Raw genomic sequence first — 19,709 nt, forward strand, 5'->3', positions numbered from 1 at the left:
CGGTGCTGCGCAGACGCCGGTTCTTCGCCGGCGTTCCGATCCGGTGGGGTGACCAGACACTCGACATCGCGTGGCTGACCCCGGCCGGGCAGGAGATGACCACCGACGACTGGCACAGCGGCTTCGGCAAATCCCTCGCGGTGTTCCTCAACGGTGACGGGATCGGTGAAACCGACACACGCGGCAACAAGATCACCGACGACAGCTTCTTCATCTGTTTCAACGCCCACCACGACACGATCGACTTCCATCTGCCGTCGTCGCGGTACGGGCTGAATTGGGAAGGGGTGCTCGACTCCGCGCATGCCACCGGCGACACGTCGGCGGTGGGATGCGCGGAGGAACCGCTGCCGGTTCGCGGCAGGTCTGTTCTGGTCCTGCGGAAGACGGCCTGATGGTCTCGCGGTCGCCGGTGGCCACCTACCGGATCCAGTTGACTCCAGATTTCGGATTCGACGAGGTGATCGGGGTGCTCCCGCATATCGCGGGGCTCGGGGTTTCCCACCTTTATCTGTCCCCGATCGGTACCGCGATGCCCGGATCGACGCACGGCTACGATTGGGTGCCGCCGCCGCAGGTCGCGGAGATCCTTGGTGGTCTCGACGGGCTGACCCGGCTACGCGGCGCCGCAACTCAATTCGGCCTCGGCATCATCATCGACATCGTGCCCAATCACACCGGTGTGGCCGACGCGATGGCCAACCCATGGTTCGCCGATCTCCTGGCCAAGGGCGCGGCGTCGGAGTTCGCCGACTTCTTCGACGTCGATTTCTCCGTCGACAACGGCGCCGACGGCAAGATCGCGTTGCCGGTGCTCGGTGCCGACGCAGATCCGTCCGATTTCACGCTCGATCCCGATGGCACGGTGCTGCGGTATTTCGACCACGCGTTCCCGGTGGCTGAGGGCACCGGCGACGGCACACCTTCGCAGGTGCATGAACGTCAGCATTATCGGCTGGTGCCGTGGAACTCCGGGCTCGTCGGCTACCGAAGGTTCTTCACCGTCAACGAGCTGGCCGGCCTGCGGCAGGAGGAGCCGCGGGTCTTCGCCGCCACCCACGAATGGATCGCCGCGCTGCTGATGGCCGACCTCATCGACGGTGTGCGCGTGGATCATCCGGACGGGCTGTGGGATCCGCAGGGCTATCTGCGGGATCTGCGCGAGCTTCTCGGCGATGAACGGCTGATCTACATCGAGAAGGTGCTGGCGGTGGACGAACCGCTGGAGCCGACACTGCCGGTGGACGGAACCACCGGTTACGAACAGTTGCGCACCATCGATTCGGTGTTCGTACCGTCGGCGGGCGTCGTCGAGCTCGCCGAGATCCACGACAGGGTCGTAGGGAATCCCGGTGACGCCGCGTGGATCACCGAAGCCGAACACTCCCGCAAACTGCTCACCGTCACGGAGATGTTCCCCACCGAGCATCGGCGGCTGATCCGGGCGATCGCCTCATCACCACCCGACGAGCGGCGCCTCCCCGACAGCGAGATCGCCGACGCCACAGCCCATCTGATAGCCGAGCTCGGTGTGTACCGGGCCGACTACCCGTCGCTACGGACCCGCCTCCTGTATGCCGCCGACCGCGTCGCGGCCGACCACCCGCATCTGAGCGGTGCGCTTGCGACCATCGCCGACCTGACCGCACAACCGGGCCGGGTGTCGTCGCGGCTGGCCCAGACGTGCGGTGCAGTGACCGCGAAAAGCGTTGAGGACAGTATCTTCTACCGGACGGCTCGACTACTGTCGGCGCAGGAGGTGGGCGGCGATCCTGCCAATCCTTCGATGTCCGCCAACGAGTTTCACGGTATCAATATCGCCCGGGCCCGCGACTGGCCGGCGGCGCTGACCGCGACGTCGACCCACGACACCAAGCGCAGCGAGGATGTACGCGCCCGGATCGCCATGATCGCGCAGGTCCCCGGTCGCTGGAGCATCCTGGTGCGCACAGTGTGGCGTGACGCCCCGCCGCCGGAGCCACTGACCGGATACTTCTTGTTGCAGAACATCATCGGGGTGTGGCCGGTCGACGATGCGGGGGTACCGGTAGCGGTTCTCGATACCGCGCTGCGCCGCAGGCTACGGGACTACGCACGCAAAGCCGCGCGCGAAGGCGGCATCGGGACATCGTGGACGGCCGTCGACGACGGTTTCGAAACCGGTCTGGGCATCTGGATCAACACCGTCACCACCGGGCAGGTCGCAGCCTCGATCAGTGCGTTCGTCGGCCTCATCGCCCCCGGTTGGATTCAGGAATCATTGGCACGCAAAGCGATAGCTGTCTTGGGTCCCGGTGTTCCGGATATCTACCAGGGCACGCAGTGGTGGGACGACTCGCTGGTCGACCCCGACAATCGGCGTCCCGTGGACTACACCCGACCACCGGACCGTAAGACCGAGCTGCTGCGACTCGCCTTATCGGTGCGCGGCCGGCATCCGGCGGCGTTCGGTCCCGGCGGCAACTACCTGCCACTGACCGCCGACGGCCCTGCCGCCAACCATGTGATCGCCTTTGCCCGCGGCTCCGGAGACGAACCGGACGTGGTGGTGGTGACGGGCCGCTGCACTCATCGCCTCGACCCGTCGGACACCACAGTGCAACTGCCGGAAGGCACTTGGAAAGACGCCGCCACCGGCAGCACGTTCACCGGCCCGGCACCCCTATCCGAACTGCGCGCCCAATCCCCCGTCGCAATCCTGGAACGCACCTGAACCAGCGGACATAAACCACCCTCACGCGAACCGGCGACACACATATGCGTTCGTCGCGCGCGGGCGGGCGGTTCTCGTCCCGTCGTGCGGCCACCGCCTGGTGCGCATAGCGTGAGGGTCGTGAGTTCCGCATCCGAGCATCCGCTGATTCCCGCAACCATCGCCGACATCGCAGTATGGGGGCCGACGGCGGAGCAGGTCGACCTGCACGTCGAGCGTCCCGACGTGGTTCAGGTGGTGAGCCTGGTCCGCGACGACGGCGGCTGGTGGTCGGTCCCCGCGGAAGCAGCCGGCGACCTCGACGTGCCTGCCGACGGAACCCGGTACGCGTTCGCCGTCGATGGCGGTGACCCCGTCCCAGATCCGCGTTCGCTGCGCCTGCCCGACGGCGTGCACGGCTGGTCGCAGGTGCACACTCCCCCGGTTCCCACCTCGTGGGCGGGCCGTTCCGTCGATGGCGCGGTGACATACGAGTTGCACATCGGCACCTTCACCCCGGGCGGCACCTTCGATGCGGCTATCGAGCGGCTCGACCATCTCGTCCACCTGGGCATCGGATTCGTGGAGGTCCTGCCGATCAACGCCTTCAACGGTGATCACGGCTGGGGGTATGACGGTGTGGGCTGGTTCGCGGTGCACGAACCATACGGCGGGCCTGATGGTTTCGTCCGATTCGTCGATGCCTGCCATGCCCGCGGGCTCGGGGTGATCGTCGACGCCGTGTACAACCATCTCGGACCATCCGGCAACTACCTGCCCCGATTCGGCCCGTATTTCACCGGCGGAGCGAACAATTGGGGATCCACGATCAACCTCGCCGACGCCGATTCCGACGAGGTGCGCGCGTTCATCATCGAGAGTGCACTGCGCTGGTTCCGCGATTTCGGCGCCGACGCCCTGCGTCTGGACGCTGTGCACGCTCTGATGGATCATCGAGCCGTACACATTCTGGAAGAGCTGGCGGTGCGGGTCGCCGAGTTGTCCGATGAGCTGGGCCGCCCGTTGTCGTTGATCGCCGAAAGCGACCTGAACGATCCGCGGCTCATCGCACCCCGGGCCGGTGGCGGTTTCGGTCTCGACGCCCAGTGGGACGACGACGTGCACCACGCGATCCACACCGCGGTGTCCGGTGAACGACAGGGCTATTACGCCGATTTCGGATCATTCGAATGTCTGGCAAAAGTACTGTGCGGTGGGTTCTTTCACGATGGAACCTATTCCTCGTTCCGCCGTCGCCATCACGGCCGGCCAATTCCGGTCGATCAGGTTCCGGCATCGCGGCTGGTGGTGTTCACCTGCAACCACGACCAGATCGGCAACCGCGCCATCGGCGACCGGCCCACCGCCTACCTCAACGCCGGGCAACTCGCCATCAAGGCGGCGCTGGTGCTGCTCTCCCCGTTCACCCCGATGCTGTTCCAGGGTGAGGAATGGGCGGCACGAACCCCATTCCAGTACTTCACCTCCCACCCCGAACCGGAACTCGGCGACGCGGTTCGCAACGGCCGCCGGGCAGAGTTCGCCGAACACGGCTGGCACACCGACGACGTGCCCGATCCGCAGGATCCCGAGACGTTCCGGCGCTCCACCCTCGACTGGAGCGAGCCATCGCGCCCCGAGAACGCCGCCATGCTCGACTTCTACGGATCCCTGATCTCATTGCGGCACAACGAGCCCGACCTTGCCGACGATCGGTTCGAATCCGTGACGGTCACCTATGACACCGATGCGCAATGGTTCGCGATGCACCGGGGTGCGTGGAGCGTCGTGTGCAACCTCGGCACCGCACCCGTGGGCGTTCCGATCCAGCTCGGCGTCGCCCTGGCCTGGGGCGACTACCACGAAACCGGTACCGTCCTGGCCCTGGCCCCCCACACTGTCGCCATCGGCCGTCGCCGCTGACCTCGGCCACTTCCCGCCTCGTAAACTTCGTGACGCGGGATGCGTGACGCTCCGTTGCCCTTACGCCATGACGGTGCGGGTGTACAGTGAATCGCTATGACTACAGGAAAGGCGGACACCGCCACCGTCGCGTGAGCGCCGCACGGACCCGATTATGGGTCGTCATCCCCGATCACACCAGTCGGTTTCCCGAGCTGACCGAGGCGATCGTCGCCACCCGCGACGAATGGCTGGACTACGGCCTGCGTACAGCCCCCGCCGACCGCAGCGCCGCTGAGGCGGCAGCAATCGAGATTCATGCTCGATGCGGTTGTTCACCACCACAATTCGAATGGGTACCGTCTCCGGCCTCGGCGATCGACACTATTGCAACACATCACCCCTCCGCCCGTGTGACAGATGTCTTCACCAGTCCGAGCGGGTTGATTTCGGAGCTGATCGCAGAATCCACCAAGCGGATGAACGCGCGGCTGCCACCGCGGTCACCAACAGCTGGAAGCTCTGTCGACCACCGAAGCGACGCGATTCTCCGATCCTCTGGAGGCAATGGAAAGGGGTGCCCCGCCAGGTCATATCGTCGAGGTGACGGTGTGGGAATCGTTGCAGACCACCCTGATCGATGGTGTGGCACACGGCTTGATCACATTCCAACCCGACGACGACCATTTCCTCGACCTGTTCACCGCAGTCACTGCGTCGACGGGCTGGTGGTGGGCGCTACCAAACGTGTGTGTCATGGCAGACCGCCCGGTCGCCATGCACACCGAACCGATCCCCGGCAACTACCACGGCGAACGACGCCTGCACCACGAGAACGGTCCGGCGGTCGAATTCGCGGATGGTCTCACCATTTTCGCGATTCACGGCACCATCGTGCCGCAATGGGTGGTCACCGACCCGACAGCGAAACGAATACGGGACGAGCGCAACGTCGAAATCCGGCGGACCGCGATCGAAAGAATCGGCTGGGACACCTACATCGACGCCACCGGCCTCACCTTGCTCGATGCCGCCCATGATCCCGGAAATCCGGGCTGCACGTTGAGACTGTACGGAAACCCCCACAAATGGATTGAGGACTTCCGAATCCTACTGGTGGACAACGGTTCCGTTGAGCGCGATGGCCGCCGACGACGCTACGGACTCTACGTCCCCCGCTATATTTCTGATGCCCTGACCGCCGCCGGCTGGACCTACGGCATCGCAGGCGACGACTACGCGCGGCTGGTCCGCCGCACCTGATCGCACATTCCGACAAACCAAGGTAACCAAATGAATTCACTGACCCTCTCTGCCCTCAGCCACCTATCCGGCCGAGACGTGCTCGACCACCTGGACCGCAGCGTCGCGATTCCGATCGTTGACGGTCTCCAGGCTCAAGGTGATCTGATCATCGTGCCCGCGGATCTACTCCCCGAAGTGGTGGTCAGATCGTGGACAACGGCACAAAGCGTGCCATCGTCAGGCATCGAACTACTCCGCAGTACTGGCGGAGGTGATGCCGAAGACGATGACACGGTCGGGGTGGACCCGGATGAGGGCGTCGTCGTGGCCGGGTTCGGAGGTGGTTCCGGGCACCTGCTCTCCCCTGCCGCGGATCTCGACCATCCGTACCTTCCACGGTCGCACCGAGAACACGTCATCGACGACGAACGCGACGCGGTCGTTGGTGGCCAGGTTGCGGTACTTGCGGCTCGTTGACATCGTGTAACCGCCGATATCGATGGTTCCCAGCTCATGATTGATCGTGAAACTCACCGGGGAGTTCTGGGGTGCACCCGACTTGTCGACCGTCGCGAGGCGGCCAAGCGTTTGGGAGTCAAGGTATTTCAGCACGGCGGGGTCATCGAGCACGGATTCTCCGAAAGCAGGCATGTGCACCACCGTAGAACCTCAAGTCCACTTGATGTCAAGTGCTCACGATGACCGTGCGACGATACGATGGGAATGCGAGCGCGGTCAGTCTGCGCGGCGCGCTGCCCTGGTAGCGAAAGCGTCGAGGGCGTCGGTGACTTCCTTGGCGTGCCACATTCGATTGCGGTTGAAACCGGTGAACTCGTGCAGTATTCCGACTTCGACCAGGGGCTGCACGGTGCGGCCGACGTTGCCGACAGCGATCCCCAATTCTGCTGCGGCCGTGTCTGAATCGATGACCGGCTCACGTAACAGCACGTCGAGCAGTCGCCGCGATGAACGTTCCTGCCCTCACTTGTTCAGGTGAGGTAGTCGTAGGCGGGGGTGCCGGGTTCGAGGCGTTCGCAGTTCAGGCGCGAGTGGGACATGCGGTCCATCAGACCTGCAAGACCCTCGGGTGCACCGAGCTGGACGCCCACGAGCGCGGCCCCCGTCTCGCGGTTGTTGCGCTTGACATACTCGAACAAGGTGATGTCGTCGTCGGGGCCGAGTACCTCATCGAGGAAGCGGCGCAGCGCGCCCGGTTCCTGCGGAAAATGCACCAGGAAATAGTGCTTTAGGCCCTGATGGACGAGGGATCGTTCGATGATCTCGCCGTAGCGGGAGACGTCGTTGTTGCCGCCGGACACCAGACACACGACGGTCGCGCCCGGCGGGATGTCCACCTCGCTCAGACCCGTCACCGACAAGGCGCCCGCGGGTTCGGCGATAATGCCCTCGTTCTGATACAGGCCGAGCATGGCCGAACAGATCGCGCCCTCATCGACGTGGGTGATGTGTGCGGCACCGGCGGGCAGCGTCACCAGTCCGGCCGGTTTGACGTCCACTCCGGAGGTGATGCCGATCGCGTCGAGCACGGTGTGTTCACTGACGCTGGCGCCCAGCCCGGACATCACCCGGTACCCCAGGTTCCCGATGCGTTTGACGGCGGCACCGTCGACGAACGGGTCGATGGAGCCAAGAGTGTACGGGCCGCCGGTGGCCAGGGCCGCGGCCAGCGACACCGCACCGGTCGGTTCCACGCCGACGATCGTCACCTCATCGCTGATGGCGCGCAGGTAGGACGCGATGCCGGCGAGACAGCCGCCGCCGCCGACGGGCGCGATCACGTAGTCGGGCACCTTGCCGAGTTGCTCGACGATCTCGCGGGCGATGGTGCCCTGACCGGCGGCGGTGCGGACGTCGTCGAAGGCATGGATCCAGGCCGCGCCCGTCCGCAGCACATCGGCCTGGGCGGCTGCCGCGGCGGCGTCGTAGGTGTCGCCGACCGCCAGGAGTTCGACGAATTCACCGCCGTGCCAACGGATTCGGTCGCGCTTCTGTTTGGGGGTGGTGGTGGGCACGTAGATCCGGCCGTGCACCTTCATCGACCGACAGGCGTACGCGACGCCCTGGGCGTGATTGCCGGCGCTGGCGGCGACGACGCCCTTGGCCAATTCCTCGTCCGAGAGTTGCGCCATCACGTTGTAGGCACCGCGGATCTTGTACGAGCGGACGGTCTGCAGGTCTTCGCGTTTGAGGTAGATCTGTGCTCCGGTGGCGGCGCTGAGCCGGGGGCACGGCTCCAGCGGCGTGCGCGCCACCGCGTCGGCGATCCGTTCGGCGGCCTCGTCCACCTTTGCCACACCCAATGCCGACGATAGGTCGGCATCCGCCGATTGCTGCACAGTCACGGGTTCCATGGTCTCACCGGCGGTGTGGGGGCGGGTGGTAAGGGTGGTGGTCCGGTCATGTGGGCGTGTCACCGGACCCTTCGTGACCCTCGCTCCTTCGTCGCTTCGGCCTCAGGGATCAAGAAGCGTGGGGGCTACCGTGCTCGTCGGCTCAGGGATCAAGAAAGTTGGGGGCGCAGGCGGCCGGCCCACCAGAGGGTGGTGAGGGTGAGGGCGCAGGCCCACATGGTGACCTCGCCTGAGCCGGTGAGTACGAGCGCGATCAGGGCGGCGATTGCGGCGACGACCAGTGCCCGGACCTTGTAGACCGGCCACGCCACGCCCGCGATGTCGACGGTCGCGTGGGTGTGGCTGGGCCGGATCGTGTCAATCGACTCGATGATCGTGGTCATGGCGCCTCCCAGGACGGTTTCCACCATCCTACGACGCAAATGTTCGGCTCACCGAACTTTGGTGAACAGGTGTGACTGAAAACGCAAATGTCAGGAGTTGAGGCAGCCGGCTCCGAGCAGTGCTTTGAGGTCACCCATCAGCGCTGAGCTGGGAGTGACGCGCATGTTCTCGGCGAGTCTCAGCAACGTCTGCCGCTGATCGCTGACAAGGGTGACGTGCACGTCGGCCATGCCCGGATGCCTGGTGAGTACCTGTTTGAGTTGCTGCACCCGGTCGGGGGTGCACATGCGGGCGGGCAGGGTCAGGCTCACCGGTTTGGTGGCACCGGCCGACGACAGGTCGGGTACGGCCAGGTCGTTGGCGCTGATCATCATGGAATCCTCGCGCATGTTGACGCGCGCCTTAATGAGCACGATGTTGTCGGCGACGATGTCGAGGCCGTACGTCTGGAAGGCGCGCGGGAAGAAGTACACCTCGACACCACCGACCATGTCCTCCAGGGTGACCGCCGCCCACGGCTCCCCCTTCTTGTTGACGCGGCGGGTGACCGAGGAGATGATGCCACCGATCGTGATCTGCGCGCCGTCGGAGATGTTGCCTTCGAGCAGCGAGGTGATGGTGGTGTCGGTGTGCTGGGCGATGGCGTGCTCGACACCGGCGAGTGGATGCCCGGAAACGTAGAGCCCGAGCATTTCCCGTTCGAGGGCCAGTTTGTGTTTGGTGTCCCATTCCTCGTCGGGCACCCTGACCGCGAATACGTCGGCCATCGAGTCGTCGGCGCCGCCGCCGGCGTCACCGAACAGGTCGAACTGCCCGACGGCCTCGGCCTTCTTGGTGCCGAGCACCGATTCGATGGCATCGCCGTGCACGAGGAACAGCCCCTTGCGCGGATGGCTCAAGGAGTCGAAAGCACCTGCCTTGACCAGTGATTCGGTGACCTTCTTGTTGCAGGCCACGACATCGATCTTGTTGAGGTAGTCGGAGAAACTGGTGTACTTTCCCTTTTCCTCGCGGGCGGACAGGATTGAGGACACCACACCCGTGCCGACGTTGCGGATGGCGGCGAGACCGAAGCGGATGTCGGCGCCGACGGCGGCGAAGTTGCGTTGTGATTCGTTGACGTCGGGCGGCAGGACTGTGATGCCGAGTTTGCGGCAGTCGGCGAGATAGATTGCGGCCTTGTCCTTGTCGTCGCCGACGGAGGTGAGCAGACCGGCCATGTATTCGGCCGGATAGTTGGCCTTGAGGTAGGCGGTCCAGAACGACACGAGACCGTAGCCGGCGGCGTGCGATTTGTTGAATGCGTATCCGGCGAACGGCAGCACGGTATCCCACAGCGCTGTGATCGCGGCTTGGGAGAAGCCGTTGCCCCGCATACCTTCGGCGAAACCGTCGTACGCCTCGTCGAGAATTTCTTTCTTCTTCTTACCCATGGCGCGGCGCAGCAAGTCGGCCTGTCCGAGTGAATATCCGGCGACCTTCTGAGCGATCTGCATGATCTGCTCTTGGTAGACGATCAGACCGAATGTTTCGGCGAGAATCTCTTTCAGCGGTTCTTCGAGTTCGGGGTGAATCGGCTTGATGTCTTGCAGGCCGTTCTTGCGTTTGGCGTAGTCGGTGTGCGCGTTCACACCCATCGGACCGGGCCGGTACAGCGCGAGGACGGCGACGATGTCCTCGAATCCGGTGGGCTGCATCAGTTTCAGGAGCTCACGCATGGCCGCGCCGTCGAGCTGGAATACGCCGAGGGTGTCGCCGCGGGCCAGGAGCTCGTAGGTTTTGTCGTCTTCGAGGGCCAGGATGTCGAGATCCAGGTCGATGCCGCGGTTGAGTTTGATGTTCTCCAGCGCGTCACCGATCACGGTGAGGTTGCGCAGACCCAGGAAGTCCATCTTGAGCAGGCCGATGGCCTCGCACGACGGGTAGTCCCAGCCGGTGATGATCGCCCCGTCCTGGGCGCGTTTCCACACCGGAATCGCATCGGTGAGCGGCTCCGACGACATGATCACCGCACAGGCGTGCACACCCGCATTGCGGATCAGACCCTCAAGACCCAGCGCGGTGTCGTAGATCTTCTTCACATCCGGATCGGTCTCGATCAGCGTCCGCACCTCGGCCGCCTCCGAATACCGCTCATGATCGGGATTGGTGATCCCGGACACCGAGATGTCCTTTGCCATGATCGGCGGCGGCAGAGCTTTGGTGATCTTGTCGGCGATCGCGAACCCCGGCTGCCCGAACTGCACCCGCGCCGAATCCTTAATAGCCGCTTTGGTTTTGATCGTGCCGAAGGTGATGACCTGAGCGACTTTGTCCGATCCCCACCGATCGGTGGCATAGCGCACCATCTCGCCGCGCCGACGATCGTCGAAGTCGATGTCGATGTCGGGCATCGACACGCGTTCGGGATTCAGGAACCGTTCGAACAGCAGACCGTGCGGGATCGGGTCGATGTTGGTGATTCCCAGCGCCCACGCCACCAGCGAACCGGCGGCCGAACCACGGCCCGGACCCACCCGGATACCGACTTCGAGGGCATGGCGGATCAGGTCGCCGACCACCAGGAAGTAGGCGGGGAACCCCATCTGGTTGATGACCCGCAACTCGTACTCGGCACGCGCCCGGTACTCCTCCGGTACGGTGCGCCCGGCGAACCGGCGCTGTTCCAGACCGGCGAATACCTCCCGGCTCAGCCACGACTCCTGCGTGTACCCGTCGGGTACCGGGAAGATCGGCATCCGGTCCCGATGGGTGAAGACATCCTTGTACGACTCGACGCGCTCACCGATCTCCAGCGTCGAATCGCACGCCCCCGGTACCTGCGAATCCCACAGCTCCCGCATCTCCTGCGCGGACTTGAGATAGTAGCCGTCGCCGTCGAACTTGAACCGCGTCGGATCCGACAGTGTCTTACCGGTCTGCACACACAACAACGCCTCATGCGCCGACGCGTGCTCACGGGTCACGTAGTGGCAGTCGTTGGTGGCCAGCGGTTTGATGCCGAGTTTGCGGCCGACCTCCAGCAGCCCGTCCCGGACCCGGGATTCGATCTCGATGCCGTGTTCCATCAACTCCAGATAGAAGTTCTCCGGCCCGAAGATCTCCTGCCACTTGGCGGCAGCTTCGAGGGCTTCCCGGTCGTGACCGAGGCGCAGGCGAGTCTGTACCTCCCCGGACGGGCACCCCGTCGTCGCGATGATGCCGTCGGCGTGGGCGGCGATCAGATCCTCATCCATGCGCGCCCACTTACCCAGCTGCCCCTCGATCGAGGCGAGCGAGGACAGCTGGAACAGGTTCCGCAGACCCGTCGCGTTGGCAGCGACCATCGTCATATGGGTGTACGCACCCGAACCCGACACGTCGTCGGACTTCTGATCGCGAGTGCCCCACAGCACACGCTTGGTGTCGAACCGGGAACCCGGCGCGATGTAGGCCTCGATCCCGATGATCGGCTTCACATCGTTCTTGACCGCCGTGTTATAGAACTCCGAGGCCCCGAACATGTTGCCGTGGTCGGTCATCCCGATCGCCGACATCCCCAGCCGCCTGGCCTCGGCGAACAACGGCGACACTTTCGCCGCGCCGTCGAGCATCGAGTATTCGGTGTGATTGTGCAGGTGAACGAAGGAATCGGTCACGGAGTCAGGTCACCTCACCGGCTAGGTACGTCACGCAGTCATGCGTCAGGGCTTCACCCACTCTAGGCGTCGGCTGCGACATCGTCCGACCGGCACACCGTTGGGAGCCTCGGGTCGCCGGCCCCTTCGAGACGCTCGCTCCTTCGTCGCGTCGCCCTCAGGGATCAAGAACGTAGACCACAGCTACTCGATCCTTACATCCCCCTCAAAGATCAAGAAGGTAGGCCATCTTCTTGATCCCCGAGGCTGAAGCGACGAAGGAGCGAAGGTCACGAGGGGTCCGGTGACCGAGGCACCCGACACGCCCACAGGGTGACTTGGACGTGCGGCCCAACGCCTCTGCCCAGGGATCAAGAAGGTCAGCCGCGCAGGACGCCGAGTGCGTGTTGCAGGTCGTCGGGATAGTCACTGCTGAACTCGACGCGGCGACCGTCGGCCGGATGGGCGAAACCGAGGGTCTTGGCGTGCAGCCACTGCCGTTCCAGACCCAGCTTCGCGGCCAGCGTCGGGTCGGCCCCATAGGTCGGGTCGCCGCAGCACGGATGGTGCAGGGCCGAGAAGTGCACCCGGATCTGATGGGTGCGGCCGGTTTCCAGATGCACGTCCAGCAACGACGCCGAGGCGAACATCTCCAGCGTCTCATAGTGGGTGATGCTCGGTTTGCCGCTCGCGGTGACCGCGAACTTCCAGTCGTTGCCGCGGTGCCGGCCGATCGGGGCGTCGATGGTACCGATCGGCGGATCGAGATGACCCTGCACCACCGCGTGATAGCCCTTGTCGACGGTGCGCTGCTTGAACGCACGTTTGAGCAGCGTGTAGGCACGTTCGGAGACGGCCACCACCATCACCCCGGAGGTGCCGACGTCGAGGCGGTGCACGATCCCCTGCCGTTCATGGGCACCGGACGTCGAGATGCGGAATCCGGCGGCCTCCAGCGCACCGATCACCGTCGGCCCGCTCCAGCCCAGCGACGGATGCGCCGCCACCCCCACCGGTTTGTCGACGACTACGATGTCGGAGTCGTGGTAGATGACGTCGAGGTCCTCGACCGGGGTCGGTTCGACACGCAACGGTTCGGCGGGCGCGGGCAGTACCACGTGCAGCAGCGACCCCGCGGCCAGCTTGTAGGACTTGCCGACCTCGACCCCGTCCACGGTCACATCACCCGCGTCGGCCAGACCGGCGGCGACGGTTCGGGACAGGCCGAGAATCCGGGCGACGCCGGCATCCACGCGCATACCGTCGACACCGTCGGGTACCGGCAGCATCCTCGATTCACGCATCGTCATCACCGGATTCCCGGCGGGCGGCGAAACCCGTTCGCGAACCGTCGTACTCGTAGCCGAGCACCGACAAGCCGACCAGCAGAATCGCGCCGCACACGACGGCCGAATCGGCGACGTTGAATACCGGCCACCAGCCGACGGACACGAAGTCGACCACATGACCGCGCAGTGGTCCGGGTGAGCGCAACATGCGGTCGATCAGGTTGCCGATCGCACCACCGAGCACGAGCGCGATCCCGACGATCCACCACGTGGACACCAACCGCGAGGCGTACCGGAGGATGCCGATGACCACCACGAGCGCGACGAGCGTCAGCACCCATGTGTATCCGGTGGCCATCGAGAACGCGGCACCGCTGTTGCGCACCAGAGTCAGCGTCACGGTGTCACCGATGATCCGGACCGGATTCTGCGGGTCGATGTGGGCCACTGCCAGCGCTTTGGTGAGCTGATCGAGCGCGATGACGGTCAGGGCGACCGCTGCCAACACGCCGAGGGTGCGTCGGACCCGGCGACGTTCGGTGTCCTCGCTCACGGCTGTGACCGCCCCGGCAGCCCCCGCCTCCGCCGCACCGGTCTCCACCACACCGTCGGGCACCGGCCCGTCGTCGCCGCGCTCGTTCTCGTCGCGCAGCGCCGGGCTACCGGCCGATTCGCTCATCGCGTCCTCATCCACCTGTCCATCATCCCCGAATGCTGCAATAGTCTGGCCCCGTGCCCCCGTTTGACCGTGTGTCGCGCCCGCAAGATTCCGCCGCCGCTGCTGTCGCCCCCACAGCCGGCGCATCCACCGACCCACAGCCCGGCCGGCGATCTGTGCTCCCGACGCTGGCGGCCACCGCGGTCTGCGTGATGACGCTCGTGCTCGCGGCATGCGGCTCGGACGACACCGCCGACACCGCCGCATCCGACGCCTCCACAGGCTGCGCCACCGACTCGACCTCCGGACGCGACGGCGTCGAGCCGATCCCGATCGCGCCGGCCAAGATCACCGTCACCGCTCCCGGCGCGGAGCCACGCAAGGTTCCGGCGGCCACCCCCGCACGCGATACCCCGCAGCGGACGACACTGTCGGTGACCTCCAGCGCCGTGTCCCGCACCGCCACCGACGGTGTCGACGACCGTAGCCAGACCGTCAGCATCCCGATGACCGCCCGGTTCGGATGTCAGGACCCCACCGATCTGGAACTGGCACTGGATCGGCCCACCTCACCGGACCCTACACTCGACGAGCAACTGGCCAAGTCCGAAGGCGGCCGGGCCGGAATGGCCGTGGGCCCGGGCACCGTACCGATCTCGTTGCGGCTGCTGCCGACGAAGGCGTCCGGCTCGGAGGCCCGGCACGCCATCGAACAATCACTGGTCCAGGCGCTGCAGGTATCCGTCGGACTGCCCACCCAACCAGTGGGCGTCGGTGCGGTGTGGAAGTCGGAGCGTTCGATCAGCGGAGCGGTGACCGTCACCCAGACGATGACGGTCACCCTGAAATCGTGGGCGGGCGATCGCGTTGTTCTCGGCGTGACGTTCGACGAGAGTCCGGTCAACTCGGTGTTCGCGGTGCCCGGCACCAGCGAGACCGTCACCCTGCGGCGCTATTCCAATGAAGGCACCGGCACGGTGACACTCGACCTCGACCGCGGTCTGCCCACCGACGCCACCATCACCCTGTCGGGGGCGCGCGAACTGGTCGGCTCCGACGAGTCGGCGCCCATCGTCCAACAGACAGGAGCCACCGTGAACTGGCGTGCCCGCTGAGCTTCGCGCTCAGCACACACCTTTCACGGTGGCCCTGTCACCACATCACCGGTGCCACCCCGTCAGCAGCGGGGCGAGGTCAGCGGTGGGGCGAGGTCACTGAAGAATGCCAGGTCAGCTCGCCGGGCACATCGCTGTCTTGACACCGTCGCCGCCCATCGTGACCAGGTTGCACACGGTGGTCTGGGCGAGCTTCCACCGGCCGTCGACGTAGGTGATCGCCGCGTCGACCGGCGTCGCCGGGTTGTCGGGCAGCTTGATCTCAACCTTGACCTTGGCCTTGTTGGGGCCGTCCGAGGTCACCGGCGGAATGATCTTGTAGGTGACATCGGGATTCGCCTTCACCAGCTTGACCAGCGCATCGAAAATGGCCGGATCCTTCTCGGCACCCTCTACGAGGTCGACCTTCTCCGAGCTGGGCACGGCAGGATCGAGTGCGGTTTCGAGCATCTTGTTCAGAGTCTCCGCCGACGGCCGCACCTTGGCGTCGGTCACGTCGCCGTCGGTGCCGCTGCCCGCGGCTGTGGACTCCGACGTCTGAGCGGCGGTCGTGGTGGGCAGGGGCGCGTCATCGTCGGAACCGCAACCGGTAGACACCAGCGCGATGGACCCCGCAATGACTGCTGCCGTGATCAACTTCGGATACTTCACCGATCTCCCTTACTGTCCTGCAAATCGTTGCTTTCGCGGCGTGAGAACCCGGATATCTCTACCAGTCCCCGGTTCTCGGCTCACACCACTATGCCAAACGATGCTGAGGATGAGGTAAAGCGAGGAAACCGCCCACCAGTGATCGGTCGGTGTTGACAGGCAGTCGTATTGACGGGAAGAGGCACAACCGACAGGGTGGATCCATGGCAACGTCGACGATCGTCTTGCTCACCACCGGCGGCACTGTCGCCGCCACCACAACCGCCGACGGCGCCGTGCCCGCATTGTCGGCGGCGGACCTGTTGCCCGACCTGTCCACGCCGCGGACCGACCCGCTGCCCGACATCACTGTCTCGGCCGTCGACCTGATGTCGGTTGACAGTTCGGCGATGACCTCCGCCGACAGGTCCCGCATCATCGGGGCGATCGGCGACACACTCGCCGATCCGGAAGTCGTGGCCGTCGTGGTGACCCACGGCACCGACACCATGGAGGAGACGGCCTACCTGGCCGATCTGTTCCACACCGACGAGCGTCCCGTGGTGTTCACCGGAGCGCAGTTCCCCGCCGACGCCCCCAACGCCGACGGCCCACGCAACATCGAGGACGCCCTGCGCGTGGCAGCCGATCCGTCATCGCGCGGCAAGGGCACCCTGGTGGTACTCGGTGGCCGGATGTGGTCCGCGCGGGGCATTTTCAAGGTTTCCACCGACAATCCAATCGCATTCGACACGACCCATCCAGATCTGCCACGGCCGGTGATCGATGCCGACATATCGGCGGTAGCTCATGCGCGGGTCGACGCGTTCACGCTGTACCCGGGCGTGTCCCCCGGTCTCATCGCCGCGGCCGTATCGCAGAATGCGGCCGGAATCGTGCTCGCCGCAACAGGTTCGGGAAATACCCATCCCGACGTGACCGCCCAGGTGGCCCAGGCCGTGCACGATGGAGTCGTGGTCGTGGTGACCAGCCGGGTGCCGTACGGACCGATCGTCCCCACCTACGGCGGCGGCGGTGGCGCCGTCGACCTCGAACGTGCGGGTGCGATCATCTCCCGCTGGCTTCGCGCACCGCAGGCCCGGATTGCGCTGGCCGTGCTGCTCGGTGCCGGCCACGACGCCGCGCAGATCGCCGAGTTCTTCCGGGCCAGCGACCCGGCGATCGGCTGAGCCGCTCTGCCGATTCCCGCTGTCGCTCAGTCCCATACGAGGCTGTCGAGGGGGTCGGCGCGGCGCAGTTCGGTGCCGTCGGCCGCAAACGTGACCGCCCGGCCGGGTCCGGTCGCACTGGTTTCGAAACGGACGGTGACCACGCCGTGTCCGGCGCCCTGTACCCAGCCGTGACCGTGGCCGGCGTGGACCACATCGGTGCCGGTCGACCACTCCGGCGACGCCGGGTCGCCCTTCTGGACACTCACCACTCCCGGCGGTGCTGATTCCGTATCCGTTGCGGTGGTGTCAGCTTCATCGTTCCCGGGACCTCGGGTGTCGTCGAACAGCGTGTACTGCTCGGTGTCGGTGAGACCCGAGAAACTCACGCCGACGAGCCGGATAGGGCCGATTTCCAGCGGGTCGAGCGCCAGTCGCTGTGCCGTCGCGGTGAGTGTGTCCAGGTCGGTGGTGCCCGTCCCGAGAGTGGCCGATCGGGTGAGAATCGACATATCGGTGCGCTTGAGCTTGAGCACCACCGTCCGGGCGCCGCGACCGTCGGCGAGCAGCCTCCGGTGGGCGTCCGCGGCGACCCGGGAGATCGCGGTCCGCAGACCGGGCATCGTGGTGATGTCTTCCGGGAAGGTCGATTCGGCGCTGATCTGTTTGGCGGAGGCTCGTTCGGCGACAGGTCTGTCGTCGATGCCCTGAGCGAGCCGGTGCAGGGCGGGGCCGAGGGTGCCGCCGAGGACCGAGGCCACCTCGATGTCGGACATCGCCGCGAAATCGCCGATGGTGTCGACGCCGAGCCGGGTCAGCTTGTCCCCCGACACCGGCCCGATCCCCCAGAGTTTGCGGACCGGAAGTGCGTGCAGGAAGCCGAGTTCGGCACTGGGGGCCAGCGCGAGCACGCCGTCGGGTTTGGCCATGCCCGAGGCGATCTTGGCGATCTGTTTCCCGCTGCCGAACCCCACCGACGCCGTCAGTCCCGTCTCGGCCTCGATGCGGGTGCGGATGTTCTCGGCGAACGCGGTGACTTCGGCCACCGATGCCCCCACCAACTCGGCCGGCTCGCCGAAGGCCTCATCGAAAGAGAGCATCTCGATGACCGGAATCACCTCTCGGACAATGGAAAATGTGCGCTCACTGGCCTTGCGGTACACCGATACACGGGGCGGCAACACCACCGCACCGGCACCGACCAGCCGTCGTGCCTGATGCATCGGCATCGCCGACCGGGCGCCGAAGACACGGGCCTCGTAACTGGCCCCGGCCACAACGCCCCGGCCACCGAGCCCGCCGACCAGGACGGGCCTCCCGCGCAGAGTCGGGCGGGTGAGTTGCTCTACGGAGGCGAAGAAGGCATCCATGTCCAGATGCATCACCCAGCGCGAACCGCGTTCGTCCTCGGGTGCTTCGGCCACACCTCGCATGGTAGTTCGCGCGTCCGACGACCCGGCCGGGCGGACGTCGACGCCGGTCAGCCGGCCGGGCGCACGATGAAGACCGGGAGCTTGGCGGCCTCGGTGGCGATCTCGTCGACCGAGGCGCCGGGCGTGAGATGTCCGGGTAGGAACCGGCCCACCTCCCAGCCCCACTTGGCGAGGTAGGCCGCGATGATCGGGGCGCGGTCGGCTACCGCCACCTCCTCCAGAATGACGCGGCGGACCCGCCTGCCTCGCCGCAGTTCTACCGTCGCAGTGGCGCGTACGTTGCGTACCCACTGGGTTTCGCCGCGGACCGCGACCAGGAATTCGTCGTCATCAAGGGTGAGCGGATTGACCGGGATCTCCTGCGGCCGGCCGGTTTTCCACCCGATGACGGTCAGCGTCTCGGCGCCGGCGACGTTCACTCCTAGCCGTGCGAGACCACCGACGACAGCGTTGAAAGCGCGGTCGAACCGGTTCGGCGGGATGTAGTGGGTCGCGGCGTTCATAGCAGCCTCCTGAGTTGAAGTGCAATTTCGAGAGCATTGATCTCGTTTTGATTGTGCCTCACCGTCCGCACAACTTCAGGAGCACCGCTCTCATTTATGGCATGATCGTGTAGTGACCAGTTCGCAGACCCACCCCGAGCCGGCCGGAACCAGACGGTCGCGCGGCAGTCGCGCCGCCAATCGTGAAGCGATGGAACAGCACATCCGTGCGCTTGGGCGCAGCCATCTGCGCACACACGGTGCGGCCGGGCTGTCGTTGCGCGCGATCGCCCGGGAACTCGGTGTCGTCTCGTCGGCGGTGTACCGGTACGTGCCCAGCCGCGACGATCTGCTGACCATGCTGCTGGTGGAGGGATATGCCGATCTCGCCGACGCCGTCGACACCGCCGTCGCGCAGGCCGGCGGCGACGATCCGGAGGCACGGTTATTGGCCGCCGCGACGACGGTACGGCGATGGGCGGTCGATGATCCCGCGCGCTGGGCATTGCTCTACGGCAGTCCCGTACCCGGATACGCCGCGCCCGCCGAACAGACCGTGGTGCCCGGCACGCGGGTCGTCGCCACGCTGCTGCGTGAACTCGCAGACGCGCATGCACGTGGATTGGTGCGCGATGACCTGCCGGATTGCGCTGCGGCGATCTCGGCGGACCTGTCGGCGATTCGTGACGAGTTCGGGCTTGCGTTGCCCGATCCGGTGATC

General features: G+C 65.8%; 16 protein-coding genes and 1 pseudogene. 7 read left to right on the forward strand and 10 right to left on the reverse strand.

The features are described 5' to 3' along the window. The 4 genes and pseudogenes from KDB67_RS05505 to KDB67_RS05520 all read left to right on the forward strand — a co-directional run. A pseudogene (locus KDB67_RS05505) lies at nt 1-395 on the forward strand (glycogen debranching enzyme GlgX); the annotation flags it as partial. Then, nucleotides 395-2,713 (forward strand): malto-oligosyltrehalose synthase, encoded by a 2,319-nt coding sequence (treY, locus tag KDB67_RS05510; RefSeq protein WP_291013417.1) that lies wholly within the window; start codon nt 395-397, stop codon nt 2,711-2,713. The pseudogene KDB67_RS05505 and the gene treY, both read left to right, overlap by 1 nt. Before the next feature lie 120 nt (nt 2,714-2,833). Further along, on the forward strand, nt 2,834-4,615 hold the full coding sequence (gene treZ / locus KDB67_RS05515; protein ID WP_291013419.1) for a malto-oligosyltrehalose trehalohydrolase: 1,782 nt from the start codon (nt 2,834-2,836) through the stop codon (nt 4,613-4,615). 546 nt (nt 4,616-5,161) lie between these two features. Continuing rightward, the gene (locus KDB67_RS05520) at nt 5,162-5,857 is read left to right on the forward strand and encodes a DUF6745 domain-containing protein (protein WP_291013421.1); all 696 of its coding nucleotides are present in this window, start codon (nt 5,162-5,164) and stop codon (nt 5,855-5,857) included. 231 nt (nt 5,858-6,088) lie between these two features. Here KDB67_RS05520 and KDB67_RS05525 read toward each other — a convergent pair whose 3' ends face one another. From KDB67_RS05525 to lspA, 7 genes are all read right to left on the reverse strand, one after another. Then, a complete protein-coding gene (locus KDB67_RS05525) occupies nt 6,089-6,490 on the reverse strand; it encodes a PPOX class F420-dependent oxidoreductase (RefSeq protein ID WP_291013423.1) in 402 nt (133 codons plus the stop codon). Between the two features lie 84 nt (nt 6,491-6,574). Further along, the gene (locus KDB67_RS05530) at nt 6,575-6,787 is read right to left on the reverse strand and encodes a hypothetical protein (protein WP_291013425.1); all 213 of its coding nucleotides are present in this window, start codon (nt 6,785-6,787) and stop codon (nt 6,575-6,577) included. Between the two features lie 41 nt (nt 6,788-6,828). After that, nucleotides 6,829-8,211: a threonine ammonia-lyase IlvA gene (gene ilvA / locus KDB67_RS05535; RefSeq protein ID WP_291013447.1), complete on the reverse strand. Its 1,383-nt coding sequence runs from the start codon at nt 8,209-8,211 to the stop codon at nt 6,829-6,831. A 149-nt stretch (nt 8,212-8,360) separates the two neighbouring features. Then, entirely contained in the window at nt 8,361-8,594 is a 234-nt protein-coding gene (locus tag KDB67_RS05540) for a hypothetical protein (RefSeq protein WP_291013427.1), read from the reverse strand. A 90-nt stretch (nt 8,595-8,684) separates the two neighbouring features. Further along, a complete protein-coding gene (gene dnaE, locus KDB67_RS05545; protein WP_291013429.1) occupies nt 8,685-12,233 on the reverse strand; it encodes a DNA polymerase III subunit alpha in 3,549 nt (1,182 codons plus the stop codon). A 359-nt stretch (nt 12,234-12,592) separates the two neighbouring features. Further along, complete coding sequence (locus tag KDB67_RS05550) at nt 12,593-13,516, reverse strand: RluA family pseudouridine synthase (protein ID WP_291013432.1); 924 nt, start codon at nt 13,514-13,516, stop codon at nt 12,593-12,595. Then, complete coding sequence (lspA, locus tag KDB67_RS05555) at nt 13,509-14,180, reverse strand: signal peptidase II (RefSeq protein WP_291013435.1); 672 nt, start codon at nt 14,178-14,180, stop codon at nt 13,509-13,511. Before lspA ends, KDB67_RS05550 begins: the two co-directional genes overlap by 8 nt. A gap of 53 nt (nt 14,181-14,233) precedes the next feature. Here lspA and KDB67_RS05560 point away from each other — a divergent pair, with 53 nt between their 5' ends. Beyond that, nucleotides 14,234-15,274 carry a hypothetical protein gene (locus KDB67_RS05560; RefSeq protein ID WP_291013437.1) on the forward strand — a complete coding sequence of 347 codons (1,041 nt, stop codon included), beginning with the start codon at nt 14,234-14,236 and terminating at the stop codon, nt 15,272-15,274. A 114-nt stretch (nt 15,275-15,388) separates the two neighbouring features. Here the strand turns inward: KDB67_RS05560 and KDB67_RS05565 are convergent, their stop codons facing one another. Next, nucleotides 15,389-15,925, reverse strand: a complete 537-nt coding sequence (locus KDB67_RS05565) for a hypothetical protein (RefSeq protein ID WP_291013440.1) — start codon at nt 15,923-15,925, stop codon at nt 15,389-15,391. 203 nt (nt 15,926-16,128) lie between these two features. Between KDB67_RS05565 and KDB67_RS05570 the strand changes: the two genes are divergently transcribed. Further along, on the forward strand, nt 16,129-17,094 hold the full coding sequence (locus tag KDB67_RS05570; protein ID WP_291013443.1) for an asparaginase: 966 nt from the start codon (nt 16,129-16,131) through the stop codon (nt 17,092-17,094). A gap of 26 nt (nt 17,095-17,120) precedes the next feature. Here KDB67_RS05570 and KDB67_RS05575 read toward each other — a convergent pair whose 3' ends face one another. Together KDB67_RS05575 and KDB67_RS05580 are read right to left on the reverse strand one after the other, a co-directional pair. After that, nucleotides 17,121-18,455, reverse strand: a complete 1,335-nt coding sequence (locus KDB67_RS05575; protein WP_291013450.1) for a DNA polymerase IV — start codon at nt 18,453-18,455, stop codon at nt 17,121-17,123. Between the two features lie 98 nt (nt 18,456-18,553). Beyond that, nucleotides 18,554-19,009: a nitroreductase/quinone reductase family protein gene (locus tag KDB67_RS05580; RefSeq protein WP_291013445.1), complete on the reverse strand. Its 456-nt coding sequence runs from the start codon at nt 19,007-19,009 to the stop codon at nt 18,554-18,556. A gap of 190 nt (nt 19,010-19,199) precedes the next feature. Here KDB67_RS05580 and KDB67_RS05585 point away from each other — a divergent pair. Beyond that, nucleotides 19,200-19,709, forward strand: a 510-nt coding sequence (locus KDB67_RS05585; RefSeq protein WP_291013452.1) for a TetR/AcrR family transcriptional regulator, incomplete at its 3' end; no start/stop codon positions are given.

The organism is Gordonia sp. (in: high G+C Gram-positive bacteria) (assembly GCF_020438995.1).
Taxonomy (GTDB): domain Bacteria; phylum Actinomycetota; class Actinomycetes; order Mycobacteriales; family Mycobacteriaceae; genus Gordonia.